Origin of the sequence: Litoreibacter janthinus (assembly GCF_900111945.1) — a bacterium.
In the GTDB taxonomy this organism is placed as follows: Bacteria; Pseudomonadota; Alphaproteobacteria; order Rhodobacterales; family Rhodobacteraceae; genus Litoreibacter; species Litoreibacter janthinus.
In genome coordinates this window covers 1,016,415-1,042,011 of the sequence record NZ_FOYO01000001.1, presented here as the reverse complement: position 1 = coordinate 1,042,011, position 25,597 = coordinate 1,016,415, and the positions used below count along the sequence as shown (strand labels likewise).

Here is a 25,597-nt window from a genome sequence, read left to right as displayed (position 1 = left end):
CTTCTTTGAATTTCTCTTCGTCTGCGCAGTTATCCCGCGCGGCGGGTCTCGGTGGCACTGAGCGGGAAGACCTTGGCAGGGTTCAGCAGCCATTTCGGGTCAAAGACGTCTTTGACTTTCATCTGCGCCTCCAGATCCTCCGGCTTGAACTGGTCGAACATCAGGTCGCGCTTTTCGATGCCCACACCGTGTTCGCCTGTCAGGCACCCGCCGACTTCGACACAAAGGCGCAGGATGTCAGCGCCCATCGCTTCGCACAGCTCCAGATCACCTTCTTTGTTGGCGTTGAACAGGATCAGAGGGTGCATGTTGCCGTCGCCTGCGTGGAAGACGTTGCCAACATCCAGACCATACTGCTTGGACAGCTCGCCGATGCGCTTCAACACATAGGGCAGCTCGGACACCGGGATTGTGCCATCAAGGCACATGTAATCGTTGATTTGCCCCATCGCGCCAAAAGCGGATTTGCGGCCCAGCCAGATTTTCGCGCTTTCCTCGGCAGAGGTGCTTTCGCGCAGTTCCACCGGGTTATGCTTGCGGGCAATCTCCATGATCTTGGCAAGCTGGTCGTCAATTTCACCGGGGGAGCCTTCGACTTCTACGATCAGCAATGCTTCGCAGTCAGGGTAGCCTGCGCCCGCAAATGCCTCGGTGGCGCGGATAACGGGGCGGTCCATGAATTCGATCGCGACGGGCAAAACGCCTGCTTTGATAATGTCTGCGACGCAGGCTCCCGCGACCTCGTTGTCGTCAAAGCCCATCAGAACGGGCCTCGCGCCCTCGGGTTTGCGCAGGATGCGCAGTGTGGCTTCCGTCACTACGCCCATTTGCCCTTCGGAGCCGCAGATGATGCCGAGCAAATCGTAACCTGCCGCATCCAGATGTGCGCCGCCGATCTCGATCACGGTGCCGTCCATTTGCACCATCACGACGCCCAGAAGGTTGTTGGTGGTCACACCATATTTCAGGCAGTGCGCCCCGCCCGAGTTCATCGCGATATTGCCCGCGATGGCACAGGCAAGCTGCGAGGATGGATCAGGGGCGTAGAAGAAATCGTTCTCCTCCACGGCGCCAGTCACCGACAGGTTGGTGCGGCCGGTTTGCACGCGGATGTAGCGATCGTCGTAATTGGTTTCCAGCACGTCATTCAGCTTGGCCACGCCAAGGATCACGCAGTCAGCAGTCGGCAGCGCGCCGCCTGCCAGCGACGTGCCGGAACCGCGCGGCACTACAGGGACGCCTTCCTCGTGGCAGATTTTGAGCACCGCAGACACTTCTTCGGTAGAGGCCGGAAGCACAGCGCACAGAGGTGGGCATTTATAGGCGGTCAGTGCATCACATTCGTAGGCACGGGTCTCGAATTCGTCATGGATCACCGCATCGGATGGCAACACTTTCTGAAGGCGTTCCACCAGCTTGGCTTTCTTGGCCATGATTCTGACATCTGGGGCCGGCATTTCCATGGGGCATCCTCCTGAACGCGGTAATTGGTAAAAACATATTACCAATTTACCCATATGGCAAGTCCCATGAATCACAGGTAGCATCCTCCGATGACTATTCTTGAACGCCTGTCCCTTTTAACACTTCTTGACGCCGTAGCGCTTGCGCTTCTGGCCGCGTGTTGGGTGTTCTTGAGCTGGTGGATTGAGCGGGGAAACGCCAGTCGCCCGTCCGTGACCGTCTTGATGGTAGAGTATCGGCGCGAATGGATGCGCCAACTTGTGACGCGCGAGCCACGCATCTTTGACGCCGCGATCCTCACCAACTTGCGTCAGGGCACGTCATTCTTCGCATCCGGCTGTATGATTGCAATCGGTGGTCTGCTGGCCATGGTCGGCAACACCGAGCAAATTCAAATGGTTGCGTCCGACCTGACATCCGAAGCGGTGCCGAGCATCGTGTGGCAGATCAAGCTTCTGGTCGTGGTGTTGTTTCTCACGCATGGGTTTTTAAAGTTTGTGTGGGCGAACCGGCTGTTTGGCTATTGCGCCGTCGTCATGGCTGCCGTTCCCAATGACATATCCGCGCCAACGGCCTATCCCCGCGCGGCGCAGGCCGCAGAGATTAACATTCGCGCTGCTTGGAACTTTAATCGCGGGCTGCGTGCTATATATTACTCGTTGGGCACACTGGCTTGGCTGCTTGGCCCATATGCTCTAATGGCAGCCACCGCAGTGGTGACCTTCATCATCTGGCAGCGCGAGTTTTCGTCGTTGCCCCGCACAATACTGGAAGCCGGCCCAGCCATGCCCGGCCCCGAGGAGACGACATCATGAAGACCATACTGTCCACCACAGTCGCGTTCTTCCTACTTGCTGCGCCCGCGATAGCGGATCAGGCAAAGATCGAGAGAGTCACCGCGCGGCAGTCCGGCGGGGCTTGGACCTTTGACGTGACGATCCGTCACCCGGACACTGGCTGGGACCACTACGCCGATGGCTGGTCGGTCAACACGCCGGACGGCACCGAGTTGGGGTTTCGCAAGCTGGCCCATCCCCATGAGGATGAACAACCGTTCACCCGCTCGCTTTCGGGGGTAATTGTCCCTGACGGGGTGAGCCAAGTCATCATTCGTGCTCGTGACAGCGTGCATGGCTGGTCCGACGCGACCCACACGGTAAAGCTGAAGTGAAACGACTGATCGCTGCGGCGGTCTGTCTGCCGCTATCGGCCCTCGCAGAGGAGCCGGTTGTCGAAGAGCAGACTGCGTTTGTCGAAGCGAACCTGCTGGCGATTTTCTATCACGAAATGGCGCACGCTGTTATCGACCTGATGGAAATCCCGATCTACGGGCAGGAAGAGGACGCCGCCGACACGATGGCGGTTCTGCTGATTGATGCGCTTTACGAGGAAGAGGTGGCGCAGGGCATCGCCTATGACAGCGCGTTCGGCTACATCAACGACCCAGACGGGACCGAGGAGGTCGCCTACTGGGATTTGCACGGGCCGGACGAGCAACGGTATTTTAACCATGTCTGCCTGTTTTACGGCGCCGCGCCCGAAGATCGCGAAGAATTGGCCGAAGATCTGGGACTGCCTCCTGAACGCGCAGTAAGCTGCAGCGAGGAATATGAACAAGCCATCGATAGTTGGGGTCAGATTTTTGACGAGCTGGAAGACGGGAAAGGCGGGTCAAGCTTTACGCTACGCCCAGCGGCCGAGAACGAGCCTGCACGTATCAGGCCATTGATCGAGCAAGAAGTCGCCGCGTTGAACCGCGACTTTGCCCTGCCGACACCTGTTGAGGTGCGGATCGAAGCCTGCGATGAGGCCAACGCATTTTACGACCCCGAAAGCGTTTCGATCACCCTTTGCACGGAGTTCGAGCCCTATCTGGACGAGCTGTTCCAAAAGCTGGATCTGGACTAGCGACGCCCCTCGCGCAGCCATGCGCCGACTGTCAGCACCATCGCGAAAAGCAAGAAAAGCCACGGGGACACCAGCGGCGTCACGGTCACATTGGTGGTCAGATAGGCATTGCGCGGGGTGAGACCCAGCCAACCGCGACCGGCAGCGTTGCGGCCCTCACCGACCATGCGCAGGTTCGGGATGCCATCTTCCAAGCGGAGGATACCGCCGCGGGTCGCCTTGACCTGCGTTTCCAGCTTGTCGCCGGAGGCAATTGTTTCGATGAATTCACGCGGCGCTGCGGGGCCAACGGCGACAACACTTTCCTGATCGCCCTCTTTGAGACGATACAAGCCCGGCTCTGGCGCTTCGAACACCGTGGTGAACCGGCCTGCGCTGGACTCTTCGAACGGCAAGGTCGTGACCGTGCCATCGGGGCCTGTGATCTCGAGCTCCCCCACCTCAAGCGACAGAGTCCGACGGGTCAGTGTCAGGGTCTGCCCTTCGGCCATTGCGGTCAGGGCTTCCTCTTCCAGTTCCGGCTCTTTCATCATCCAGTGCGCAAGCCTGCGCAACAGCTCCAATTGCGGACCTCCGCCTTCGAAACCGCGATGCCACAGCCACGCGTGATCGGAAGCCATCAGCGCGATGCGTCCGTCACCGACACGATCAAGGATCAGCAAGGGCCGGTCTTCAATGCCTGTCATCACGGTCTGACCTTGCAGCGGCTCAACCTCGATCTGACGCATCCAACGGCCCCAGCCGGGAACACCGTCAACGGTCGGGCCCGGCGCAAACTTTTCCAAGCCTTCGGTCACGGGATGACGCTCTCCCAATTCCGAGATCAGTGGCGTGAAGCCCTGATCCAGCACCCTCGCAGTCGGTTCAGCCGGCAGAATGTCACCCAAGGGGGAGCGATAAATGCTGTCTGCAGAAGCGAAGTCTGGCCCCGCCGCGACAAGAACTGCGCCGCCGTTCTCGACATATTGGCGAATGCTGTCGAAGTAGAGCGCCGGCAGGATGCCACGCCGCTTGTAGCGATCAAAAATGATCAGATCGAATTCGTCCACTTTCTCCAAGAACAGCTCGCGCGTTGGGAAAGCGATCAGAGACAGTTCTGACACCGGCACGCCGTCTTGCTTTTCCGGCGGGCGCAGGATGGTGAAATGAACGAGGTCCACCGCACTGTCGGATTTCAGCAAGTTGCGCCATGTCCGCTCCCCCGCATGGGGTTCACCCGAGACCAGAAGCACCCGCAAGCGGTCTCGCACGCCGTTGATCTGCACCACGGCGGCGTTATTGCGATCCGTCAGCTCGCCTTCATTGGCAGCGACGGTGAATTGCAGGACGTTCATGCCCCCGTGGGGCAGCTTCAGCGGCAATTGAAGGTCTTCGCCGGTTGGCACATCGAAGCTCTGGGCCTCCGCGCCGTCGATGGCGATGGATAGGCTTGCGCGTGCCGGGACATCCTGAGGCACGACGCCTTGATCCTCAATCCGCAGCGTCAGAGTGATTTCCTCGTCGAGGATTGCGAACGCGGGCGCGTTCTTGACGATCAGACGACGGTCCCAATCTGTGGCACGGCCCGTCAACAGCGTGTGGAGCGGCGCGTTAATGTCTGGCGTACGCGCCACGTCATGCACCTGACCGTCGGTAATCAGGATCGTGCCGGCGATGCGGGTTTTCGGCTCCTCCGACAGGGTGTCGCTGAGCGCCGTCATCAGCTCGGTCCCCGCGTCGCCTTGGCCATCGGGCACCGTCACCGTACGCAGCTCCATCCCGCGCGAGGTGATGTCGGTGCTGAGCGCGTCGACGGCTAGCGCTGTCTGGCTTTCGCGGTCCGACAGGCGTTGAGACGCGCTTTCATCGACGATCATCACCACGATGTCGGAAAGCGGATCACGCTCCTCGTCCTGCAAGGACGGGTTCGCCAACGCCAACAGCAAAACGGCCATTGCCGGCGCGCGCAGCCACCAGCCGTTCAGCCCGCGCCAGATTGCGAGCGCTGCGAACAAGGCGGCAACCGCGACGGCGACATAGAGCACCGGCCACGGCAAAAGGGGGTCGAAGATTACATCCATCTCAGTTCCCCAACCTTTCAAGCAAGGCAGGCACGTGGACCTGATCAGATTTGTAATTTCCGGTGAGCACATGCATCACCACATTCACGCCGAAGCGGATAGCCATTTCTCGTTGCCGCTCGCCGCCAAATCCACGACCGACGGGATAGCGCGGATTGCCCCGTTCATCCCGCGCCCAAGCGGCGGCCCAGTCGTTGCCACCAATCAGCACCGGGGTCACCCCGTCGTTTAAGTCGCGGAAGGGCAATCCTTCGGCGGCTTCGGCATCGGCGGGTGCGGCTTCCACCCAGATGTCACGGGACGTAAAGCGCCCGGGGAAATCCTGCAGCAGGTAGAAGGTCCGTGTCAGCACGTGGTCCTGCGGAATTGGCTCCAGCGCGGGAATGTCCAAAGGGGCCGCCAAAGCCTGAAGCTTGCGCCCCTGCGGCGTGGAGGTGCCGAAACCGCCGATATTTCCGTCGCGGGTGTCGAAGAGGATCATGCCGCCGGTGCGCAGGTACTGGTTCAGCTTCGCATATGCCTGCGGCGACGGGGTTGGCTGACGTTCGGTGATCGGCCAGTACAGGATCGGGAAGAAAGCCAGCTCGTCGGTTTCCAGATCGACCGCTAGGGGGTCTGCAGGCTCCACTGATGTGCGGCGAAACAGGCTGAGAGACAAGCCGCGCAACCCTTCGTCGGACACGCGGTCCAGCTGGGCATCACCGGTTTTCACATAAGCCAGAACCACCTCAGACGTCGCTTCGAGTGCGCGGTCGTCTGACTGCGCCTGCGAGGGCTGCGGCATGACAAAGACGGCCATCACCACAAGTGCGGTTGTCGCCGCGCCGCGCAGCTTGCCCGACAAAGCGAGCGAGGCGAGAATGTCCACCAACAGCAATGCCAGAGCCAATGAAAGAAGCGCCCCCATTAACGGGGTCTCCTGCGCGATGACAATGCCTTCCACAGTCGTTCCAGCAGGCCATTCGGACCGAGAGAGCTCAGCGTCGGAGGACAGCACATTCAGCGCGATGCGGCGATCCTCGCCTGCGTAGAGTCCGGGCGGCAGATCGACGCCGATCGGGCTTTCGGCAATCATCTCGCCAGCGACCCCCGCCAGATTGCCAGCATCGCGGACCACACCGAAGGCGTCCAAGGTTTCTTCAGGCACCCAAGTCGTGCCTGCCAGTTCTTCTGCCGGTATTTCCGCAGGGCGAGTCGAGATCGCAAGCCGCTCCAACATCTGAACGAACAAGCCAGACAGGGGAAGGGTTGACCATTCGGCATTGGCGGTGACGTGGAACAGAATGATCTGCCCGTCCCCAAGCTGTTTGCGTGTGACCAGCGGCGTGCCATCCGCCAAGGACGCGATAGTGCGCGCGGCGAGTTCGGGGTCGGGCTGGGCCACCACCTGCGAAGTCACTTGCACATCGTCTGCAATGGCGAGGCCGAAAAACGGACTGTCGCGCGTAAAGGCGCGCAGGGCTTTCGGCTCCCCCCAGGACATCGCGCCACCGACGCTGCGCCCACCCGCCCGCAGACGTACGGGCATCAATGGGTCATTGCTTTCGAGATCGGCAGCGGCGGTGCGCGGACCGGCAAATCGCACCAGCATTCCGCCTTCGTCTACCCAGTCCAGAAGTGCGTCACGCTCGGTGCCGGAGACGTTAGCCATATCGGCAAGGATCAACACGTCAGGGCTGGCAAGAAGCATGTCCTGTAACGCGCCCTCGATCAGATCGGCTGTCGGCACCAGCGCCTTGTTCAGATAATACAGCGGCGACAGCAGATCGCCGGCCTCTTGATCATTGCGACCAGCCAGAAGCCCCACCTCGCGGCGTTTCAAGGCGTCGTCGGTCAGTGTCACTGCACCGGCAGAGCGCGTGCCCTGGATTTCGAACCGGTTGACGCGATTGCGCAGCTCGGTTGGCAGATCCAACAAGATTTCCGCCTCGGTCGCGCCGATGCTGAACGACGCGGACGCGGTTGCCAATTCCGTCTCGAGTCCGTTCGGGTCTGGGCCAATTGCGGACACAGTTATTTCGCGCGCGGCGGAGGCCGGACTGCGCAGCGCGGTGAGAGATATGCGCCCGTCTTGGAAAACAGCGGGGGTCAGGGCATAGACCGGACGCGGCGTTTCGACGATTGTCACGCTGCCTTTGCCTTCGAACACCGCAAGCATGTCTGAGCGGCTGTCGCGCGATAGCCCGTCCGAGAACCAGACTGTCTCGAAGCCAGTAGTCCCTAAGCGGGTTTGCCAGTCGGCCAGCTTTTCGGCGTTCGGCTCCCAAGCGCGCGGTTGGACCCCTGCGAGCGTTGCGGCGACGGTATCGGCAGATTGAAAGGTCAGATCGCCCGCAGGCGGGTCTGTCAACACGGCGATTGCTGCGGGGCGCCCTTCGCGGGCGGCTTCCGCCAGCAATTCTTCGACACGCGCGGTGCGCGCAGGCCAGTCACGGGCGCTGGCCCAAGAGCCGTCCATTGCAATCAGAAGCGGGCCGGACCCTGCGCGGTCTTCTTCGGGGTTCAGGACGGGGCCAGCAAAGCCAATGATGAAGGCGGCAACGGCCAACATACGCAAAAGCAGCAGCCACCACGGGGTCGTATCGGTCTGCGTTTCATCGTCATTCAGTCCAAGCAACAGCGCGATACCCGGAAAACGCCGCTTGATCGGTGCGGGTGGCACCGCCCGAAGCAACCACCACAGGATCGGCAGGATGGCGAGCGCGGCCAGCAATATGGGGGTGGTGAAGGCAATGTTTGCGATCATGACGCGCCCCGTTCCAGCGACTGGTAGAGCCAGAGCAACGCCTTGGTCGCCGGATCATTGGTGTGGTGGCACAGGTAACGCCAGCCGGTTTTGCGGGCCAGATCCTGCAAACGCGCCTTCCGCAACGCCAGACGCTCCAGATAGGCGTCGCGTAGGGAGTTGGCCTTCAGGGTTTCGAACTTGATCGCGCCGGACATGCTTTCGAACACTGTGCGCCCGTCATATGGAAACGCCTCTTCATCTGGATCGAGGATTTGCACAAGCGCGCCGCGCACGCCACGGTCGGTGGCAGCGGTCAGAGCGTGCTCGACCTTGGTCGGATCGCCCAGAAAATCCGAGATGAACACGGCGCGCGACCCAGCAGGCAAGACACGCGCATTTGGGGTGCCGTATTCCGCCTCGCCTTGGGCGTTCATCAGATGACCTGCAATGCGGGTCAGCTGTCCTTCGCCGCGGCGGGGCGGCGTGCCACGATCTGCAAGGCCGAACCGCTCTCCGCCCTTATTCAGCAAGACACACAGCGCCATTGCGATAACGCGAGCGCGGTGGCCTTTGGTGGGGCGGTCCTTGCCACCAGAAAACGACATGGACATCGCATCGTCGACCCACAGCATAACCGATTGTGCGGCTTGCCATTCCTTCTGGCGCACGAATGTCGCGTCGGATCGCGCGGAACGGCGCCAGTCGATATCGCGCAGCCCGTCGCCATGTTGCGTTGGGCGGTATTGCCAGAATTCGTCGCCCATCCCTGCGCGTTTGCGCCCGTGTTCCCCCAGCAGGACCGTCGATGCCAGATGTTCCGCCTGCGCCAGCAAAGCAGGGAAGGCGGTGGCATGCGCCTCGGCCCGATGTCTCAGGCTGGCGGGCGAAGTCGCCGGATCATGATGGGAGGACTGGCTCACGCGGCCGCTTTCCGCTGCCCCGTTTGCGCGGCCACATCAGCGATGACGTCAGACAAGACGCGGCCTTCGGCGCGGGCCGCGAAGCTCAGCGCCATGCGGTGCGACAGGATCGGGTCAGCGAGCGCCAGCACATCCTCGGACGATGGGGCAAGGCGGCCTTGGAGCAACGCACGTGCACGAACTGTGAGCATCAGCGCCTGTGCAGCGCGCGGCCCCGGGCCCCAAGCCACGGTTTCGCGCACCAGATTGGTTGCCTCGACTTCGTCAGGGCGGCACGCGCGGACCAGATCAAGGATGTGTTCGACAACCGCATCCCCCACGGGCATCCGGCGCACCAACGTTTGGGCGGCGATCAACTCGGCGGCAGTAAACACTTCCGTCGATCTGGCAGAGGCGGTGCCGGTGGTGGCGAGCAGGATGTCACGCTCGGTATCACGGTCGGGGTAGTCAACGTTGATTTGCAACAAGAAGCGGTCAAGTTGGGCTTCGGGCAGCGGGTAGGTGCCTTCCTGTTCCAGCGGGTTTTGAGTGGCCAGCACATGGAACGGCGCGGGCAAGGCGTGATCAGTGCCTGCGACGGTGACAGAGCGTTCCTGCATCGCCTGCAAAAGCGCCGATTGGGTCCGAGGTGAAGCGCGGTTGATCTCGTCCGCCATCAAAAGCTGCGCAAAAATCGGCCCTTCGATGTAGCGGAAGGCGCGGCTGCCATCGTCTGCGGTTTCCAGCACTTCAGAGCCGATGATGTCGGCAGGCATAAGGTCGGGCGTAAACTGAACACGGTTGGAACTGAGGCCCATCACGGTAGACAACGTGTCCACCAGAAGCGTTTTTCCAAGGCCGGGAAGGCCCATCAACAGCGCATGGCCGCCGGACAGCATGGCGACGAGTGAAAGGTCTACCACATCTTGCTGGCCGATAATTTGCTGGCCGATACTGGCGCGGGCGGAATTCAGCTTTTCCGATAGGGCTTCAATATCTTTTACCAGGTCTTGCGCGTCGGCCATGTGACAACTCCCTCGGGGCGGCTATACTTAATATCTATATAAAGGCAGATATGGCGGAATAAGAGAATGGCAAAAGGAACCGACGCACAAAAGCTTGAGGTGCCCTCGGCGGAAAGCATCGCTGCTGCCGCAAAAGAGGTCACCAAAGGCGGAATGCCGCCGGTCGACAAGTGGAATCCGCCCTTCTGCGGCGATCTTGATATGCGCATCGCGCGCGACGGGACGTGGTTCTATTTGGGAACGCCCATCGGGCGGGCCGGATTGGTGAAACTGTTCTCGTCCATCATCCGCAAGGACGGGGACGACTACTTCCTTGTGACCCCCGTCGAAAAAGTCGGGATAATCGTGGATGACGCGCCTTTCGTCGCGATTGATTTCGACGTGGCGGGCGACGGGGAAGATCAAAACCTGACGTTCGAGACCCATGTTGGTGACCAATTTGTTGCTGGACCGGAACACCCGATCCGCGTGGCCTATGATGCCGACGGGGAGCCTAGCCCCTATGTGCTGGTGCGGCGCAATCTGGAGGCGCTGATCGACCGCAAGAGCTTCTACAGACTGGTTGATCTGGGCGTCCACCGGAACGAGTGGTTCGGTGTCTGGTCGGGCGGCAAATTTTTCCCGATCATCCGCTCAGAGGCACTTGAGGGCTAAACACGCTCCTGTGACGAGGAGCAGCATAGTCAAATAGTTCAAGGGCATACGCGTCGTGACATGCACAGGCGCACCCTTGCTGTGCGCTTGCGCTCTATTTCCGCTTTTGCGTTGGGCGTAGCGTGCGCCGGACATTCAACCCTGCTGAAAGCTGCTTCATGACCCGTTTATTGCTAGCACATGTGTTGTTTAGCGCCGTCACTTCGGCATTGATGTCCGCGCTCGTGTGCGGTGTCGCGACCTTTAGAATGGTCGGTGCCTCGGGGGCGTTCATGCATGTTTGGTCGGGTTCATGGATCTTTGCGTGGCCCGCTGCCTTTATTGTGCTGGCAAGCATTGGCCCGCTGGTGCGCAAAACGGTGTATCGCGGGTGCAAATGTCCGGTAGCCGTGCCCGTCGCGGCTCAGCGATCGACGCCATCGCAGGCTCAGAACTGAAGCCGCGCGTTCGGTATTCCCGATTGTGCAACCCAACGAGCTGCCCTAGACTTCCGTCATTTAAAGGCGGTCTAAGCCATGAATTTTATTCTACCAAATCAGGCGCTTCGAACTCTTGAGGCGCAACAATTAGACAAATATCTCGCTCAGGCGAGCGCCTTCATGGCTGAACATTTTGCGCCGCTTTGCTGCCATTTGGACGATATCACAAGACGGACCGTGGCCCGCATCACCTATGACGACGGGGTTAACCAAGGCCTGACGACCGTGCGCGATCATCTGAAGTTTCTGACCGCACGAATGTTTCTTGGGCAGGCGTTTTGCGACAACCCGTTGTTCGCAGGTCGCATTGACGCACTTGGAGTGCGGCGCGCGAATGGCAAGCTGATCGGGGACGTCGGTCTTGATCTCCTGCTCGAACTTGTGGACGAGATACAGGAGGCGCGCGACACGGACTTGCGCAGCGTGCAGACAACGCGCGCCGCGCTGTCACATATCTACGCGACCTGCCCCGACACGCCGCGCTTCGGCACGATCCACGAGCTGGTGTCGCAGTGCTGGCCGAACAGCCTTTCGGACGTCACAGGACCGCAGTTCCGCGCCTTTGGCGAGCGCCCTTACAACGCTGTCATCAGCGCTGGTGGGCAGGCTTGCGACGCGACGGCTTTCCTCGCGCTTAGTGTCCAGTTCGGGCACGTTTGGGACAGCGATCCTCTCTACCAATGGGGCCATGTGGCACTGCAAACGGACAAACCTTTGAACGAGCGGCGAGACGTCATGCGTGTTGCTTTGCAGGGTCACCTCGACCGCCTGATCCAGACCGGAGAGCAGCATGACTGAACACGCCATTCCTGCTCCGGTGACGACCATCCCGAGACCGCAAGCACGGCCTGCCGATCTGGGGCCTACTGAACAAGCGCCCTCGCAATCGCTACGCCCGACCGCGCGCCCGGCCGACGCAGCGGGCGCTGCATCCAATGCCGACGCCGACTGCCCCACCGGAAATTGCGAAACTTGCGAAGTCATCACGGCGGCAATGGTTGGGACGGTGTTTGACCGCGCGGCTGCCAGCGAGTTGGAAGTGGCCGCGAAGGAGTTGAACTGGGCTATCGGGTTTGGTCAGCTCGACAGCGAATTCCGTTTGGCCCATTTCCATGGCCAATGCCGCCAAGAGACGGCGGGACGGATCCTGAAATCCGAGAACCTCAACTACCGCGTGGCAGTCCTTAAGGCCAAGTTCAGCTATTATGGCAATAATCCCGCCATGGCGGATTTGCACGGGCGCAGCAGTGCCCATGCCGCCGATCAGGAAGCCATTGCCAACCACGCCTACGCAAATCGCATCGGCAATGGCGATATCGCCTCGGGCGATGGCTGGCGCTATCGCGGTCGCGGGATCAAGCAGCTGACTGGGCGCGCCAACTATGCCGACTTCACCACCGGTCACGCGCGGCTTTGGGGCCAAACAGTAGATTTCGAGGCCAATCCCGACTTGCTGCTAACCGATCCGAAATATGCAGTGCGGTCTGGCATCTACTTTTGGGTGTCACACAATTTGGGGCAGACGGCCGACCGCGGCGGGTCTCGCGCGACCGCCGACGCCATTTCCACAGTCGTGAACCGCTGGGATGGCGACGTGGGCTTCACCAACCGCTATAACAATATGCGTGCCGTGCTTGACGCGGAAACTTACAAGAAGATCTGCTTCAACCGCACGCTCATCGACAGCAACAGGCTGGCGCGCAACCCCAGAGGCAACCAGCAATAGGACAGGTTATGCTCCGAACGATCGCTCTCACATTGACCCTTTTGAGCGGCCTGCCATTGGCTGCCGAAACGGTGACCATTCTTTCGACGCGTAGCTGGGTGGAACCTGATGAGGGTCGACCCTTTTTCAGGCTGACGACGCCCGACTGGACATCTGAACTTCGCGAAACCGAGGATGAAAACACTGGCCTGATCGTTCTTGCCCCCGCGGATGGTCGGTGGCGACATGAAAGCACCTTCGAACTGGAGGCTGGCAAACTGCCCTACCTGAGCTCTGTTGAAGAGGTGATACATTGTGACGAGACCACTGTGGTCCTCAGCACCGAGTTGATTTTTGGCGGCCCGACGTCCGCGATCATGTACGAGCGCTACAGATTCGACTTCGAGACTGGCGAACTCCTTGGCCATGCCTTCGACGAACTCTCGCGCGACGTGGGCGGCCTGTTGCCCGCAGCATCCGTCGTCGCGGTCATGTTCCCAGACTGCTGACGGCAACGCTGCCGCTTTTTTGCATGTCGTGTGTCGCCGGTGAGCGGTTGCTTAGACGGCCCTCGCGGATCGAACAGGATCGTCAGCCCTGCTGCGCATCATGCACTGAAAGCAGGGTGAAACCGAACCTCACCTGCCGGACCGGGCCCTGAAAAGCGGACGACTTGGATAAAGCGACTAAATTCGCCGCCATAGGTCAGCCCTGCATCCGTAACGAAGCCGAAACGGCTGTAGTAGTTTGGGTCCCCCTCCAGGACGCAGCCTTGTGCCCCGTCGCGCCGCAAGCGGTCAATGCCATCCTGAATGAGCAGGCTGCCAATTCCGCACCGCTGACGGTCTGGGCGCACGGCAATCGGGCCAAGAGCAAACCAATCCGTAAGCTGTCCCACGGTCGCGGGGGAGAAGGCGACATGCCCTACAATCTCTCCGCGCTCCACGGCGACGGTCGAAATCGTCAAAGCAGATGCTTTGCGCAATGCTTCGATCAATGCCCCTTCTGTTCCGTCGCTGAACGCTTTGGGGCGAAATGCATCTTCCGTCAGGGTGCGGATGGTTTGGGTGTCGTCGGGGCGTTCAGGCCGTAATGATATGCCTGAAAGCTGGCTCAATGAGCCTCTGCCCAATTTGCGCCCTGCCCCGCATCCACCACCAATGGCACATCGAATTTCACCGCCGGATCGGAGGCGTTTTCCATCACGTCGCGCACCACCTCGATGGTTTGATCGACGGAACCTTCCGGCACCTCGAAGATCAGTTCGTCATGGACCTGAAGCAACATCTTGCAAGGCAAATCCTTGATCGCATCTGGCATTCGGATCATGGCGCGGCGGATGACGTCGGCTGCGGTGCCCTGGATCGGCGCGTTGATCGCGGCGCGTTTGGCGAAGCCCGCACCGGGGCCTTTGGCGTTGATCTCGGGCGTGTTAATCTTGCGCCCGAACAGCGTCTGCACGTAGCCATGGTCTTTGGCGAACTGGATGGTCTCGTCCATGTATGTGCGGATGCCTGGGAAGCGTTCGAAGTAGCGGTCGATGAACCCCTGTGCCTCGGCCCGAGGGATGCGCAGGTTACGCGCAAGCCCAAAGCCGGAGATGCCGTAGATTACGCCGAAGTTGATCGCCTTGGCCTTGCGGCGCACATCTGGCGTCATTTCATCCAGAGGCACGTCGAACATCTCTGACGCGGTCATGGCGTGGATATCGTGACCATCGCGGAAGGCCTGCTTCAGCGCGTCGATGCCCGCGACGTGGGCGAGGATGCGCAGCTCGATCTGGGAATAGTCCAAGCTGACCAGCACATTGCCCTGTTCGGCGACGAACGCCTCGCGAATGCGGCGGCCTTCCTCGGACCGGACGGGAATGTTTTGCAGGTTCGGATCCGACGACGACAAGCGCCCTGTGTTGGCCCCCACGATGGAATAACTGGTGTGCACCCGCCCCGTGTCGGCGTTGATGTGGGTTTGCAGCGCATCGGTGTAGGTGGACTTCAGCTTGCTGAGCTGCCGCCAGTCCAGAACTTTGCCGGGCAGCTCGTGCTCTGTCGCGAGGTCTTCAAGGATATCGACGCCGGTGGAGTAAGCCCCGGTCTTGCCCTTCTTGCCGCCTGGAAGCTCCAGCTTGTCGAACAGGATTTCGCCCAACTGCTTGGGGGAGCCGACGTTGAAGTCCTGCCCTGCCAGCTCATGAATTTCAGCCTCGAGCCCCGCCATCTTCTGCGCGAAGGCGTTGGACATGCGGCTGAGGGTATCGCGGTCGACTTTGATGCCGTGACGCTCCATCTGGGCCAGCACGGGGACCAGTGGGCGTTCAAGCGTTTCGTAAACCGTCGCGACGCCTTTCTGGTGAAGTTGCGGCTTCAGAATTTGCCACAGGCGCAAGGTAATGTCGGCGTCTTCGGCGGCGTAGGGCGTGGCCTCGTCAATTGGTACGCGGTCAAAGGTGATCTGGCTTTTGCCAGTGCCCAGCAGCGATTTGATCGGGATCGGCGTGTGACCCAGATAGCGTTCGGACAGCGCATCCATGCCGTGATTGTGCAAGCCCGCATGCTGCGCGTAGCTGATCAACATTGTGTCGTCGAAAGGGGCCAAATCCACCCCGTAGCGGTGGAAAATCTTGGCGTCGTATTTCATGTTCTGGCCGATCTTGAGGATGCTTTCATCCTCCAGCATTGGCTTCAGCAGATCGAGCGCCTCTTGCAGCGGCATTTGCCCCTCGGCGGGCGCGTCGGAGCCGAACAAATCGTCGCTGCCGTCTTTATGGGCCAGCGGTATATAGCAGGCGTGCCCCGCGTTCACACAAAGTGAGATGCCAACCAGATCAACGATCATTTCGTTCAGACCGGTGGTTTCCGTGTCCACGGCGACATGGCCGTGCTCATAGGCAAGATCGATCCAATTTTGCAGCTCGGACGCGGTGCGCACCGTCTCGTAGGTTGCATCCTTCATCTCCGGCATTTCCGGTGCGTCGGCGGCGGGCGGAGCCGTGTCTTCGATCACAGGTGCCTCGGCGCCCAGCTTGTCGGCAATCCGTTTGGACAGCGTGCGGAATTCCATCTTCGCGAGGAATTCGAGCAGTTTGTCAGGATCGGGGTCGCGCACCTCGAGATCGTCGATCGAGAAGGTCAGCGGCGTATTTTCATCCAACTGCACCAAGCGTTTGGACAGTTCGATCTGCGCGCGATGCTCGATCAGGACTTGGCGGCGTTTGGGCTGCTTGATCTCTTCGGCGCGGTCGAGCAGTTCTTCCAACGTGCCGTATTCGTTGATCAACAGGGCGGCGGTTTTGACCCCGATGCCCGGCGCACCCGGCACGTTGTCAACGCTGTCGCCGGCGAGCGCTTGCACATCGACCACGCGGTTGGGGCCGACGCCGAATTTCTCCTCAACGCCTTCAACTCCAATCACCTTGTTCTTCATGGCGTCGAGCATCTCGACACCGCCACCAACAAGCTGCATCAAGTCCTTGTCGCTGGAGATGATCGTGCAACGACCGCCCAATTCGCGGGCCTGAACTGCCAGCGTCGCGATAATGTCGTCAGCCTCATAGCCTTCCATCTCTTCGCAGGCGATGTTGAAAGCGATCGTCGCCTCACGGGTGAGCGGCATTTGCGGGCGCAAATCCTCTGGCAAAGCCTCGCGGTTGGCTTTGTAGAGGTCATACATGTCGTTGCGGAACGTGTGGCTGCCCTTGTCGAAGATCACCGCGACGTGGGTCGGGGCGTCGGGGCCGGTATTGCCGTCAACATAGCGCTGCAACATGTTGCAGAAGCCCGACACCGCCCCAATCGGTAACCCGTCGGATTTGCGCGTCAGCGGTGGCAAAGCATGGTAGGCGCGGAAGATAAAGGCGGAGCCGTCAATCAGGTGAAGATGGCAGCCCTTGCCAAAACCCACTAGACCTTGCCCTCAAAATCCTTGTGGACGATCTTCTTGTCGCAATACGGACATTCCACAAAGCCGGTGGCTTCGGGGATTTGCAGCCAAACGCGCGGGTGGCCCAATGCCCCTTCGCCGCCGTCACACGCGACGCGCGTGGTGTCCACATAAACAGTCTCAGGGGCAGCGGTGGCCATCGTGAATCGTCCCATTCCAAGAGTAAATCCGAGGGCGCAATCATAACGCCCCCACCCGTCCCTACAAGAGCCGACTGAGGGTTGTGCGTTGGGAAATTTGTCAGGGACGACATGTGAATTATCGCGCTTTTGCTGTTCGATGCTGTAGCGGAAGATCTACGGAGTCCGTCAAGACTCACGCGGCGGCGATGCGGACCCAAGAAAGCTGCGTCCTAGCTCAACGCCCGAGCGCAGAAGACTGAGGGGTTAGACGGTCCGCGCGAGCTATCAGGCTGGCTTCATCAACATTCTGCCAAGGGGACGACCGCCGATGATGTGCACATGCAGATGCGGCACCTCTTGCACGCCGTTATGGCCGGTGTTGGAAATCGCACGGAAGCCTTCGTCGCTGATGCCTTCGAGGCGGCACACCTCGCCAATGGCACGCATGAAGCCGACCAATTCCTCCTCGGACGCCTCTTGGGTGAAGTGGTCCATCGACACGTAAGGCCCTTTCGGGATCACCAAAACATGGGTCGGCGCAGCAGGGGAAATATCACGGAAGGCCAGCGCCTGACCGTTTTCGTAAACTGTGTCGTTGGGAATCTCACCGCGCAGGATTTTCGCGAAGATGTTTTGGTCGTCATAGGCGTAGGCCATGGGGTTAGTCCTCAAACAGATAGTCGATGTTCAATATTTCTCTGGCTTTTTCCTCGGATACATCAAGGAAAGCCATCAAAGGCGCAATGTTCTCACTGCGGTGCACGTTTTCGGATATTTTGAAATAGTTCGGAAAGTCAGCGTCCTTGATTTGATCGCTCTCGAACAGGAAGTTCTGCCGAACGGTGGGCAGCAAGCGGTCGATCGTGTCCTGAGGTGTCATTTCACCGGCCAGCCCCACCCGTTTGGCGTGGCCGAGCAGGTATTCATCCTCGAAGCGGCATTCGATCTCTAGCAGGCGCGTGGTTGAGTTGTCCGAGAACAGATCGGTCAACAGGTCCAGATTGGACGGGTCAAGACAGATCACCATGCGGTTTTGCTCGTAGTGATCATAGAGCAGCCGCATAAGGGCACGACGGTGCCGTGTTCGTTTATCAAGTGTCGTCTGGATACCGCCAAGATCAGGCAGAACGGACCCTTCCTCGTCGAACAGGTATTCCGCGCCCTTAAGCTGCGTGTGGTCCAGAATGCGACTGAGAAGACGTTTGGCCACGTGCCATTTCTTGCAGGCGATGACCATCAGCTCCCGCTCCCGGCCAAGCGAGCTTTCGCGTTCCCAAAAGCGCGGGGCGAAGCGCCGACCAATCCGGCCCCGTCCGGTGAGAAACTTGAACAGCGTCAGCCCCTCGTTCGAGGTTTGGAAATCCATCCGCTCGGACGCGTAGAGATCACCCAACCGCTCTTTCAGCTCCAACGCGTCCGGGGACACCTTGCGTGCGAAAAGGAAATCCTGACTGAGCAGCAGGTCATAGTGATCGTTATAGAATGTCACCGGCATCCCGTAGTCGGTGAACATCAAGAAGGTCAGCGTGCGTGTTTTGATTTCGGCGGAGGGCACCAAGTGGCGCACAAGTGTCTGGAAAAACGTCTCGTCGGGGATCCATGTCGTTTTGAAGAAGCGCATGACATCGGGGCGGTCACGGGTAAAATCCAGCACCCATTCCACAGTGCGCCGCCGCAAGCACCACCATTGCGAACCGATCATCATTTGCAGGTCGGACGGAATCTCCCGGGTGAACCCTAGCTTTTTTTGCAACTCGTAGGATGTGTAGAACAGCCATTTGCGTGCCCGTTCGTTGAACCAATGACGGTAGATCAGGCGGTCAGCCTTCATCCCAGTTTTGATCCAGTCCGACGCGAAGAAGTCAAAGCTCTCGATGTAGTCCACATCGCTGGAATCCAGAAACTCATGCGCATAGGTGGCGGACTTGATCGCCATACAGTCGCCCGACAGCATGTAAAAATGTGTAGCGCGCGGAAATGCTTCTACGGCTGCGCTCATCGCGTGAAGGGTCGCCTGAACCAAAGACCACTCCCCCCAACCGCATTTGATGCGCTTTTTGGCAAATGCCACGTTAGGATTGTCGTCGAGGGCGTCACGAATTTGTTTGTAGGCCACGGAATCAGCACTGGCATCGAAGTGAATCGACATGCAGTCACCGGCCGCAGTCAAACGCTCCGCCTGATCGATAATCGCACCGGGGTCTTTATGACACAGCAGAATGAAGGCGATTTTTGCCATCTGGATATTAACCCCGGTCCCGTCTTAAAACTCTTTTAGGTTTGCCTACATAACCTTAGCTACTGTTGCTTAAACAGTCTGAGATTGCATTTGTAGGCGCAATTGTGGCTAAAACGTAAACAATCGGCCAGTTGGTACAAGAACGAGGACTGCAGTATGGGGTTTCCAGGAACCTGGATGACGGAAAGCGAGAGCATGGTGTACCGTGTGGTGCCCAAATGCGCATGCTCGTCCATCGGCCAAATCATGTATTATTCGGACCACGGTGATTTCTTTGACGGTGACATCCACGATGCCACTGGAAAGATGCATAAATGGGCCATCGAGGCCAGCCAGCCGAAGATCGAAAAGAACGTGAAATCTCACAAGAGCTATTCGTTCACCTGCGTGCGCAACCCCTATGGACGCATCCTGTCGTCGTTCTTCGACAAGATTTGCGGCATTCAACGCAACGGCAAACGTTACCGCGGCAATCTCGTGCCGCTGCTCGTGCAAAAATACGGGATCGAAGTCGGTGACCCGGATACCGGTTTCGAGTTTGACCAGATCGAGTCGTTCCGCCGATTCTTGCTGTTTGCGCGTGACACCATCCGCTGGCGCCGTCCGATGGACCCTGACATCCACTGGTCCGCGATGTCCGGCCATATCTCGACCTTCATTGTGAATGGCGGGCGCTATGACAACATCTTCTTCACCGAGACTTTCAATGAAGGCATGCAGTCGGTGATGGATGCTGTGGAGACCAAGCATAAGGTGGATGTGGCGACGATCCCGCGTTTCAACGAAAGCGAAGGCCACGGCCCGAAACGCGCCCACCCGATCGAAGACTACTTCGACGACCTGTCGATGCATCTGGTCTATGAGATCTACAAGCGTGACTTCAACCTGTTCAAATATGACTTCGAGAACCCGGGCAACAAGATGCCCATCGGGGAGATCGACTTGGACGAAGTGCACGCCAAGCTGGGCGACTAAGTGTCCGGCAAGGTCGACCCGGCCACTTGATCCTGTGATGGCTTGGGCGTAGGTGCGACATGCATCCAACGCCGCAAGTTCGGGACCAATGGAAATATATCTGCCCATAGCCGAAGTTTCGGTGAACGGTCCGCTTCTTTTGTCTATCGGACTGATTGTCGGTCTGCTCTCGGGCATGTTCGGGGTGGGCGGCGGTTTCCTGATTACGCCGCTCCTGTTCTTCATTGGAATACCACCCGCTGTCGCCGTCGCCACATCGGCCAACCAAATCGTCGCATCGTCGTTCTCAGCGATCCTGACGCATATCCGCCGCCGAACGGTCGATTTTCCGATGGGCACGGCGTTAATGATCGGCGGCCTCGCAGGCTCAACGGTTGGCGTCTACATATTCAGTATGTTGCTTGAGCTTGGGCAGGTCGACCTTCTGGTCAATCTCTTTTACGTCGTGTTCCTATGGTTGATCGGCGCGTTGATGTTCATCGAAAGCCTGAACGCCATACGCAAATCAAAGGCGCAAGGCCCCAGGCCAAAACGCAAGCGCGCCGGCGGCGGTTGGGTTCATGCCATGCCGTTGCGAATGCGCTTTCGCTCGTCAGGCCTCTATATTTCGATTTTCCCACCCTTACTTGTCGGCTTCTTTGTGGGTGTGCTTTCAGCAATTATGGGCGTCGGTGGCGGTTTCGTTGTCGTACCTGCGATGATCTATATCCTGGGAATGCCCACCAAAGTCGTGGTCGGCACCTCGCTCTTCCAAATCCTCTTCGTATCGGCCTACACCACGATGATGCACGCCTATAACAGCCACACGGTCGATACTATGCTGGCTGTTTTGCTGCTCGTAGGCGGCGTGGTCGGCGCACAGATCGGTGCTCGTATCGGCCTGCGGCTGAAAGCTGAACAGCTCCGCATTCTGTTGGCGTTGCTCGTTCTCGGGGTCTGCCTGAAGCTGGGGCTGGATTTGGTGCTCCACCCCTCCGAGTTGTTCTCTGTCTCGACACTAAAGCGCGCCTGAACACCGCTAGAACCGCGCTTCGATGCGGTAGGGCTGACAATGCGCGGCGCCCGGTTATCGTCCGAGGCGCGCGCTTTCGGGTTTCAGAGCAAACCTTGCTGCTTGAACAAGGCCTTCAGATCGGCCTCGGGCCGCGCTCCTATGTGCGATATAACCTCGGACGCCGCGACGCATCCCATGCGCCCGCAGGTCGCCAAGTCGTGCCCGTTGGTAAGCGCCCAAAGAAACGCACCAGCGAACAAATCACCCGCGCCCGTTGCATCAACGATCTGCACCGGCATGGCCGGCGCGTGCCAGCGCTGGCCGTGCGACAGCACATGCGCGCCGTCCTCACCATCTGTGCAGGCGACGATTTCGACCTCGGAGGCGGCTCTGGCCAAGGCGACGTCGAAGTCATCCGTCTCATACATCGACAGCATTTCCGCGCGGTTGCAGAACAAAAGATCTATGTGGTTTTGGATCAGTGCACGGAACGCTTCGCGGTGACGGCCCACGCAAAACGGGTCAGACAAGGTCAGCGATACACGGCCACCGGCCCCTGTACAGGCGGCAATCGCCTTATCAAACGCGGCGACAGATTGCGGGCCATCGAAGCGATAGCCTTCAAGATAAATCCATTCAGCCTGCGCCATCTGCGCGTCGTCGATATCCTCGGGTCCAAGGAACTCGGTCACACCGAGGTAGGTGTTCATCGACCGCTCCCCATCCGGGGTCACCAGAACGATGCAGCGGCCAGTTTCGGCCTCGTGCGACGCAGGTGCGAGCGGAGTCTCGTAGACCGCACCTTGCGCCCGCAAGTCGTGAGCAAAGATAGCGCCAAGCTGGTCGTCCTTAACCTTGCCAACATAGGCCGTGTCTCCGCCCAGATGGGCGATGCCCGCAATGGTGTTGGCAGCCGATCCGCCGGAGATTTCCTTGGCTGGCCCGATGAGGCCATACAGCTCCACGCCGCGCGCACGATCGGTGAGCTGCATAATGCCTTTTTCGATGCCATTATCGGCCAGAAAGGCGTCAGAGGTGGAGGACAGCACGTCGACCATAGCGTTGCCGATGCCGACGACTTGGAATTTCTTACTCATAGTTTTTGTCCTCAGAGGTGCAGAGATCGCGGATGATGCAGTTGTTACAGACGGGCTTGCGGGCTTTGCAAACGTAGCGCCCGTGCAGGATCAGCCAGTGGTGCGCATGTTGTTGGAACTCAACGGGGATGTTGTCCTCGATTGCGCGTTCGACGACATCGACATTCTTGCCGGGGCAGATGCCGGTGCGGTTGCCGACGCGAAAGATATGAGTGTCCACGGCCTGCGACGGGTAGTGCCACCACATATTCAACACCACATTGGCGGTTTTGCGACCAACGCCGGGAAGCGACACGAGTGCCGCGCGCGATGACGGCACCACGCCGTCATATTCGTCCACCAGTATCCGGCTCAGCTTCATGACGTTTTTGGCCTTGTTGCGGAACAGGCCGATGGTCTTGATGTGCTCGATCAGCCCGTCCTCGCCCAAATCCAGCATCTTCTGGGGGGTGTCGGCGATCTGGAACAGCTTTTCGGTCGCCTTGTTCACTCCGATATCGGTCGCTTGCGCGGAAAGTGCCACAGCGACAACCAAGGTGTAGGCATTGACGTGGTTCAACTCGCCCTTGGGCTCGGGGTCAGACGCAGCGAAGCGCGAGAAAATCTCGTGGATCGTGTGGTAATCGAGCTGTTTGGCGGGCGTGGTCATGTGCGCGGTATGCCCCGTCGCCTTCGCGCGGGCAAGAGGCTGCCAACTCTTTCAAGTTTTACAAACAGGTCGCGGCGCAATTCAGCGGCGCTTTACCCTTTTGGCGGCATTCAGACCTGTCACGAACTTAATTGAGTAGAGATGGCAGAACTACGTAAACCCGACGCGATGGAGCCTGAAGGTCTTTTCCGGCCCTCGGCGGCTGCGCGTTTGCCAATATCGGGTTTCGGCGCAGGCACCCTGATTACATGTGATGAGGGCGACATTCCCGTGGAATGGCTTCGTGCGGGCGATCGGGTTCTAACCTATCAGGGCGACTTCCAACCTGTGCGCTGGATCGGGCGCGACTGCCTGCGTCATGCGCCTGAAGACGTCGCCGCAGTCAGGCTGGCGCCACGCCCTATCGCAGACCGCCGCAAACAGCCCGTCACCGTTTTGGCTGCCCGCCATCGTGTCCTGCTGTGCGGCTGGCAAATACAGTTGAACTTTGGGTTGGACACAGTCCTTGCGGAGGCTTGCGATCTAGAGGCTGCGACCGGTCACTTCGCGCCTCTCGCGCCCGGTGCCACGTCCTGTTCTCTGCTGGTGTTGAACAGCCCGCAGGTTATCCGTGCAAACGGCTTTTGGGTGGAGAGCTTTCAAATGACCCCGGAAGCGACGGATTGCCTTGATGACGAGGCCGCCGACGAGCTTGGAAAGCTGGCCATTGACCGCACGGTACATACCCGGCCTGCAACAGGCTGTCTCCAACCGTGGGAGGCGCAGGGACTTGGGCTGGATTTGGCCAGCATGATCGTCACCGAACCGGGCAATCGGCGACGATAACGGCGCCCCTTTTCAGAAAGCGCAAAAAGCGGGTCGATAGGATTGATTTCGCACCGTAGATTGGGTGCATGGAACATAACCCAGATCATATCACCGCCCATGACCACGCTGCCCGCGCGGAAGCCAGCTATCACTACGGTCTGGTGAAACGCGCCATCGAAGCGATTGACCAACATCAAGACGGGCCCCTTTCGCTCGACCAGCTGGCGCAAGAGATGCAAATGAGCTCTGCGCATTTTCAAAGGGTTTTTAGTAAATGGGCTGGTGTTTCGCCGGGCCGCCTGCAGCAATATCTGCGCCTCGGACATGCAAAATCGCTGCTTGAGGAACGGTTCACCATGCTGGAAACCTCCGGCGCCGTGGGGCTTTCAGGAAGCGGACGCTTGCATGATTTGTTTGTCAAATGGGAGGCGATGAGCCCCGGCGAATTCGCCCGTAAGGGTGAGGGTCTGACAATTTTCTGGGGGTGGTTCGAAAGCCCCTTTGGACCTGCTTTGGTCATGGGGACCGATAAGGGCATATGCGGCATCGCGTTCGGCGCAGAAACCGGCGAGGCCGCCGCGATGGAGGATCTGGTCGGGCGCTGGCCCAAAGCGACCTATGTCGAGGACCCGATGATGCTACGCCCTTGGGCGATGGCCGCGTTCGGTGCGGATGCGGCCGGTGCAGAGCAACCGCCGCTTTACCTGATCGGCGCGCCCTTTCAGATCAAGGTTTGGGAGGCTTTGCTCGCCGTCCCGACCGGCCATGTCACCACCTATTCGGAGATTGCGAGCACAGTGGGCCACAAGAAGGCTGTGCGTGCGGTCGGCACCGCCGTTGGGCGCAACCCGATCAGCTGGCTTATCCCCTGCCACCGCGCGTTGCGCAAATCAGGCGGCCTTGGGGGCTATCATTGGGGCTTGCCCGTCAAACGTGCCATGCTCGCTTATGAAGCCGCAAAAACGGACATGTAACCAGCAGCCTGACCGCCAAGTATTTCAATACCGTGACATCTCCGGCGGGAACCTGCCGGAGATTTATTCTGTCCTCTTGAAACAAATGCAGCAGTGCCGACGTTAGTAACATAAGCGCCGCATCTGTGCGGCCAAGAGAGGACTTGTATCCATGAAACCTATTTTACTTGCTCTGCCTGCCGCCGCGATGATCCTTGCTGGCTGTGAGGCATCAACTCCTAACCAACGCACCAAGAACGGCGCATTGATCGGCGCTGCCATCGGTGGCGCGTTGGGTGCGAACTCCACTTCCGACAACAAGCTGGAGCGCGGCATCATCGGTGCTGCCATCGGCGGCGCTGTGGGTGGTGCCATCGGCAACGAGCTGGACAAACAGGCCGATGATCTGCGCCGCGACATTGGCAACGACAATGTGGGCGTGGTGAATACCGGCTCTGAATTGCGGGTCACGCTGCCCCAGGACTTGCTATTTGCGACGGACAGCACGCGCCTGCGTCCAGACCTTCAGGCCGATCTGCGTGCCGTTGCGGGCAACCTGAATGACTACCCGAACAGCGATGTGATCATTGTTGGCCACACCGACAGCACCGGCGATGCGTCTTACAACCAGAACCTCTCCGAGCGACGCGCCGAAGCCGTATCCTTCGTGCTCCGCAACGCCGGGGTCTCGGGCGCACGCCTGCGCACCAGCGGCCAAGGTGAAAGCCAGCCGATCGCGTCGAACGACAGCAGCGCTGGCCGCGCACAGAACCGTAGGGTCGAAATTATCATTCGCCCCTACTCCTAAACGAACAGGCCGGCGGCATGTTTCCGCCGGCCAACGCTTCCCCCTTAACAGACGCGTCTATTTGGCCTAATATCTGCCCATAACCCACGCCG

25 protein-coding genes are annotated in these 25,597 nt (G+C 59.6%); 13 read left to right on the top strand and 12 right to left on the bottom strand.

Features of this window, described 5'->3' with window-relative positions; translation table 11 throughout:
* Positions 1-29 precede the first annotated feature (29 nt).
* Positions 30-1,463, bottom strand: a complete 1,434-nt coding sequence (locus BM352_RS05260; RefSeq protein WP_090213420.1) for an FAD-linked oxidase C-terminal domain-containing protein — start codon at positions 1,461-1,463, stop codon at positions 30-32.
* Positions 1,464-1,553: 90 nt separating this feature from the next.
* Between BM352_RS05260 and BM352_RS05255 the strand changes: the two genes are divergently transcribed.
* From BM352_RS05255 to BM352_RS05245, 3 genes are read left to right on the top strand one after another with little or no spacing between them, the layout of a single operon-like run.
* Positions 1,554-2,279 carry a DUF599 domain-containing protein gene (locus tag BM352_RS05255; RefSeq protein WP_090213417.1) on the top strand — a complete coding sequence of 242 codons (726 nt, stop codon included), beginning with the start codon at positions 1,554-1,556 and terminating at the stop codon, positions 2,277-2,279.
* On the top strand, positions 2,276-2,635 hold the full coding sequence (locus tag BM352_RS05250; RefSeq protein WP_090213414.1) for a hypothetical protein: 360 nt from the start codon (positions 2,276-2,278) through the stop codon (positions 2,633-2,635). Before BM352_RS05255 ends, BM352_RS05250 begins: the two co-directional genes overlap by 4 nt.
* Positions 2,632-3,372 carry a DUF4344 domain-containing metallopeptidase gene (locus tag BM352_RS05245; protein WP_090213411.1) on the top strand — a complete coding sequence of 247 codons (741 nt, stop codon included), beginning with the start codon at positions 2,632-2,634 and terminating at the stop codon, positions 3,370-3,372. Before BM352_RS05250 ends, BM352_RS05245 begins: the two co-directional genes overlap by 4 nt.
* On the opposite strand, the gene BM352_RS05240 is transcribed toward BM352_RS05245, so the two are convergent.
* From BM352_RS05240 to BM352_RS05225, 4 genes are read right to left on the bottom strand one after another with little or no spacing between them, the layout of a single operon-like run.
* A complete protein-coding gene (locus tag BM352_RS05240; RefSeq protein WP_090213409.1) occupies positions 3,369-5,432 on the bottom strand; it encodes a hypothetical protein in 2,064 nt (687 codons plus the stop codon). The two genes, BM352_RS05245 and BM352_RS05240, sit on opposite strands and share 4 nt — an antisense overlap.
* 1 nt (position 5,433) lies before the next feature.
* Positions 5,434-8,178, bottom strand: coding sequence for a DUF4159 domain-containing protein (locus tag BM352_RS05235; RefSeq protein WP_090213406.1), 2,745 nt, complete (start codon positions 8,176-8,178; stop codon positions 5,434-5,436).
* Positions 8,175-9,080, bottom strand: coding sequence for a DUF58 domain-containing protein (locus BM352_RS05230; protein ID WP_090213403.1), 906 nt, complete (start codon positions 9,078-9,080; stop codon positions 8,175-8,177). Before BM352_RS05230 ends, BM352_RS05235 begins: the two co-directional genes overlap by 4 nt.
* Positions 9,077-10,084 (bottom strand): AAA family ATPase, encoded by a 1,008-nt coding sequence (locus BM352_RS05225; protein ID WP_090213399.1) that lies wholly within the window; start codon positions 10,082-10,084, stop codon positions 9,077-9,079. Before BM352_RS05225 ends, BM352_RS05230 begins: the two co-directional genes overlap by 4 nt.
* A 66-nt stretch (positions 10,085-10,150) precedes the next feature.
* Here BM352_RS05225 and BM352_RS05220 point away from each other — a divergent pair, with 66 nt between their 5' ends.
* The 5 genes from BM352_RS05220 (at position 10,151) to BM352_RS05200 (ending at position 13,431) form a co-directional block, all read left to right on the top strand.
* Positions 10,151-10,738, top strand: a complete 588-nt coding sequence (locus BM352_RS05220; protein WP_090213397.1) for a DUF1285 domain-containing protein — start codon at positions 10,151-10,153, stop codon at positions 10,736-10,738.
* 158 nt (positions 10,739-10,896) lie between these two features.
* Positions 10,897-11,175 (top strand): DUF2798 domain-containing protein, encoded by a 279-nt coding sequence (locus BM352_RS05215; protein WP_090213394.1) that lies wholly within the window; start codon positions 10,897-10,899, stop codon positions 11,173-11,175.
* A 162-nt stretch (positions 11,176-11,337) separates the two neighbouring features.
* Complete coding sequence (locus BM352_RS05210) at positions 11,338-12,015, top strand: hypothetical protein (protein ID WP_139229787.1); 678 nt, start codon at positions 11,338-11,340, stop codon at positions 12,013-12,015.
* Positions 12,008-12,943, top strand: coding sequence for a glycoside hydrolase family 19 protein (locus tag BM352_RS05205; protein ID WP_090213385.1), 936 nt, complete (start codon positions 12,008-12,010; stop codon positions 12,941-12,943). Before BM352_RS05210 ends, BM352_RS05205 begins: the two co-directional genes overlap by 8 nt.
* A gap of 8 nt (positions 12,944-12,951) precedes the next feature.
* On the top strand, positions 12,952-13,431 hold the full coding sequence (locus BM352_RS05200) for a hypothetical protein (RefSeq protein ID WP_090213382.1): 480 nt from the start codon (positions 12,952-12,954) through the stop codon (positions 13,429-13,431).
* A 98-nt stretch (positions 13,432-13,529) separates the two neighbouring features.
* Here BM352_RS05200 and BM352_RS05195 read toward each other — a convergent pair whose 3' ends face one another.
* From BM352_RS05195 to BM352_RS05175, 5 genes are all read right to left on the bottom strand, one after another.
* Positions 13,530-14,039: a GNAT family N-acetyltransferase gene (locus BM352_RS05195; RefSeq protein WP_217642982.1), complete on the bottom strand. Its 510-nt coding sequence runs from the start codon at positions 14,037-14,039 to the stop codon at positions 13,530-13,532.
* Positions 14,036-16,822, bottom strand: coding sequence for a DNA polymerase I (gene polA, locus BM352_RS05190; RefSeq protein ID WP_090213380.1), 2,787 nt, complete (start codon positions 16,820-16,822; stop codon positions 14,036-14,038). Before polA ends, BM352_RS05195 begins: the two co-directional genes overlap by 4 nt.
* Positions 16,822-17,001, bottom strand: coding sequence for a zinc-finger domain-containing protein (locus BM352_RS05185; RefSeq protein WP_090213378.1), 180 nt, complete (start codon positions 16,999-17,001; stop codon positions 16,822-16,824). The genes polA and BM352_RS05185 overlap by 1 nt, the downstream gene beginning before the upstream one ends.
* Before the next feature lie 267 nt (positions 17,002-17,268).
* The gene (locus BM352_RS05180; RefSeq protein ID WP_090213375.1) at positions 17,269-17,640 is read right to left on the bottom strand and encodes a histidine triad nucleotide-binding protein; all 372 of its coding nucleotides are present in this window, start codon (positions 17,638-17,640) and stop codon (positions 17,269-17,271) included.
* Between the two features lie 4 nt (positions 17,641-17,644).
* On the bottom strand, positions 17,645-19,222 hold the full coding sequence (locus BM352_RS05175; RefSeq protein ID WP_090213372.1) for a DUF5928 domain-containing protein: 1,578 nt from the start codon (positions 19,220-19,222) through the stop codon (positions 17,645-17,647).
* A 156-nt stretch (positions 19,223-19,378) separates the two neighbouring features.
* Here BM352_RS05175 and BM352_RS05170 point away from each other — a divergent pair, with 156 nt between their 5' ends.
* Positions 19,379-20,197 carry a sulfotransferase family protein gene (locus tag BM352_RS05170; protein ID WP_090213370.1) on the top strand — a complete coding sequence of 273 codons (819 nt, stop codon included), beginning with the start codon at positions 19,379-19,381 and terminating at the stop codon, positions 20,195-20,197.
* Positions 20,198-20,285: 88 nt separating this feature from the next.
* Positions 20,286-21,209 (top strand): sulfite exporter TauE/SafE family protein, encoded by a 924-nt coding sequence (locus BM352_RS05165; protein ID WP_090213368.1) that lies wholly within the window; start codon positions 20,286-20,288, stop codon positions 21,207-21,209.
* An 83-nt stretch (positions 21,210-21,292) separates the two neighbouring features.
* Here the strand turns inward: BM352_RS05165 and BM352_RS05160 are convergent, their stop codons facing one another.
* Positions 21,293-22,288 (bottom strand): adenosine kinase, encoded by a 996-nt coding sequence (locus BM352_RS05160; protein ID WP_090213366.1) that lies wholly within the window; start codon positions 22,286-22,288, stop codon positions 21,293-21,295.
* Positions 22,281-22,937 (bottom strand): endonuclease III, encoded by a 657-nt coding sequence (gene nth / locus BM352_RS05155; protein WP_090213364.1) that lies wholly within the window; start codon positions 22,935-22,937, stop codon positions 22,281-22,283. The genes BM352_RS05160 and nth overlap by 8 nt, the downstream gene beginning before the upstream one ends.
* 141 nt (positions 22,938-23,078) lie before the next feature.
* Here nth and BM352_RS05150 point away from each other — a divergent pair, with 141 nt between their 5' ends.
* The 3 genes from BM352_RS05150 to BM352_RS05140 all read left to right on the top strand — a co-directional run bounded on the left by BM352_RS05150 (position 23,079) and on the right by BM352_RS05140 (position 25,505).
* A complete protein-coding gene (locus BM352_RS05150) occupies positions 23,079-23,762 on the top strand; it encodes a Hint domain-containing protein (protein ID WP_090213361.1) in 684 nt (227 codons plus the stop codon).
* 68 nt (positions 23,763-23,830) lie between these two features.
* Complete coding sequence (locus tag BM352_RS05145) at positions 23,831-24,718, top strand: methylated-DNA--[protein]-cysteine S-methyltransferase (RefSeq protein WP_090213359.1); 888 nt, start codon at positions 23,831-23,833, stop codon at positions 24,716-24,718.
* A 151-nt stretch (positions 24,719-24,869) separates the two neighbouring features.
* On the top strand, positions 24,870-25,505 hold the full coding sequence (locus BM352_RS05140) for a YiaD family glycine zipper/OmpA-like lipoprotein (RefSeq protein WP_090213357.1): 636 nt from the start codon (positions 24,870-24,872) through the stop codon (positions 25,503-25,505).
* Positions 25,506-25,597: the final 92 nt, after the last annotated feature.

Bases quoted from the DNA above. Each gene is read 5' to 3' on its own strand.
- BM352_RS05140 (WP_090213357.1), top strand. From the start codon at position 24,870: ATGAAACCTATTTTACTTGCTCTGCCTGCCGCCGCGATGATCCTTGCT.
- BM352_RS05145 (WP_090213359.1), top strand. From the start codon at position 23,831: ATGGAACATAACCCAGATCATATCACCGCCCATGACCACGCTGCCCGC.
- BM352_RS05240 (WP_090213409.1), bottom strand. From the start codon at position 5,432: ATGGATGTAATCTTCGACCCCCTTTTGCCGTGGCCGGTGCTCTATGTC.
- BM352_RS05170 (WP_090213370.1), top strand. From the start codon at position 19,379: ATGGGGTTTCCAGGAACCTGGATGACGGAAAGCGAGAGCATGGTGTAC.
- BM352_RS05205 (WP_090213385.1), top strand. From the start codon at position 12,008: ATGACTGAACACGCCATTCCTGCTCCGGTGACGACCATCCCGAGACCG.
- BM352_RS05255 (WP_090213417.1), top strand. From the start codon at position 1,554: ATGACTATTCTTGAACGCCTGTCCCTTTTAACACTTCTTGACGCCGTA.
- BM352_RS05150 (WP_090213361.1), top strand. From the start codon at position 23,079: ATGGCAGAACTACGTAAACCCGACGCGATGGAGCCTGAAGGTCTTTTC.
- BM352_RS05210 (WP_139229787.1), top strand. From the start codon at position 11,338: ATGGCTGAACATTTTGCGCCGCTTTGCTGCCATTTGGACGATATCACA.
- BM352_RS05235 (WP_090213406.1), bottom strand. From the start codon at position 8,178: ATGATCGCAAACATTGCCTTCACCACCCCCATATTGCTGGCCGCGCTC.
- BM352_RS05225 (WP_090213399.1), bottom strand. From the start codon at position 10,084: ATGGCCGACGCGCAAGACCTGGTAAAAGATATTGAAGCCCTATCGGAA.
- BM352_RS05180 (WP_090213375.1), bottom strand. From the start codon at position 17,640: ATGGCCTACGCCTATGACGACCAAAACATCTTCGCGAAAATCCTGCGC.
- BM352_RS05220 (WP_090213397.1), top strand. From the start codon at position 10,151: ATGGCAAAAGGAACCGACGCACAAAAGCTTGAGGTGCCCTCGGCGGAA.
- BM352_RS05175 (WP_090213372.1), bottom strand. From the start codon at position 19,222: ATGGCAAAAATCGCCTTCATTCTGCTGTGTCATAAAGACCCCGGTGCG.
- BM352_RS05165 (WP_090213368.1), top strand. From the start codon at position 20,286: ATGGAAATATATCTGCCCATAGCCGAAGTTTCGGTGAACGGTCCGCTT.
- BM352_RS05160 (WP_090213366.1), bottom strand. From the start codon at position 22,288: ATGAGTAAGAAATTCCAAGTCGTCGGCATCGGCAACGCTATGGTCGAC.
- nth (WP_090213364.1), bottom strand. From the start codon at position 22,937: ATGACCACGCCCGCCAAACAGCTCGATTACCACACGATCCACGAGATT.
- BM352_RS05185 (WP_090213378.1), bottom strand. From the start codon at position 17,001: ATGGCCACCGCTGCCCCTGAGACTGTTTATGTGGACACCACGCGCGTC.
- BM352_RS05200 (WP_090213382.1), top strand. From the start codon at position 12,952: ATGCTCCGAACGATCGCTCTCACATTGACCCTTTTGAGCGGCCTGCCA.
- BM352_RS05215 (WP_090213394.1), top strand. From the start codon at position 10,897: ATGACCCGTTTATTGCTAGCACATGTGTTGTTTAGCGCCGTCACTTCG.
- BM352_RS05250 (WP_090213414.1), top strand. From the start codon at position 2,276: ATGAAGACCATACTGTCCACCACAGTCGCGTTCTTCCTACTTGCTGCG.
- BM352_RS05260 (WP_090213420.1), bottom strand. From the start codon at position 1,463: ATGGAAATGCCGGCCCCAGATGTCAGAATCATGGCCAAGAAAGCCAAG.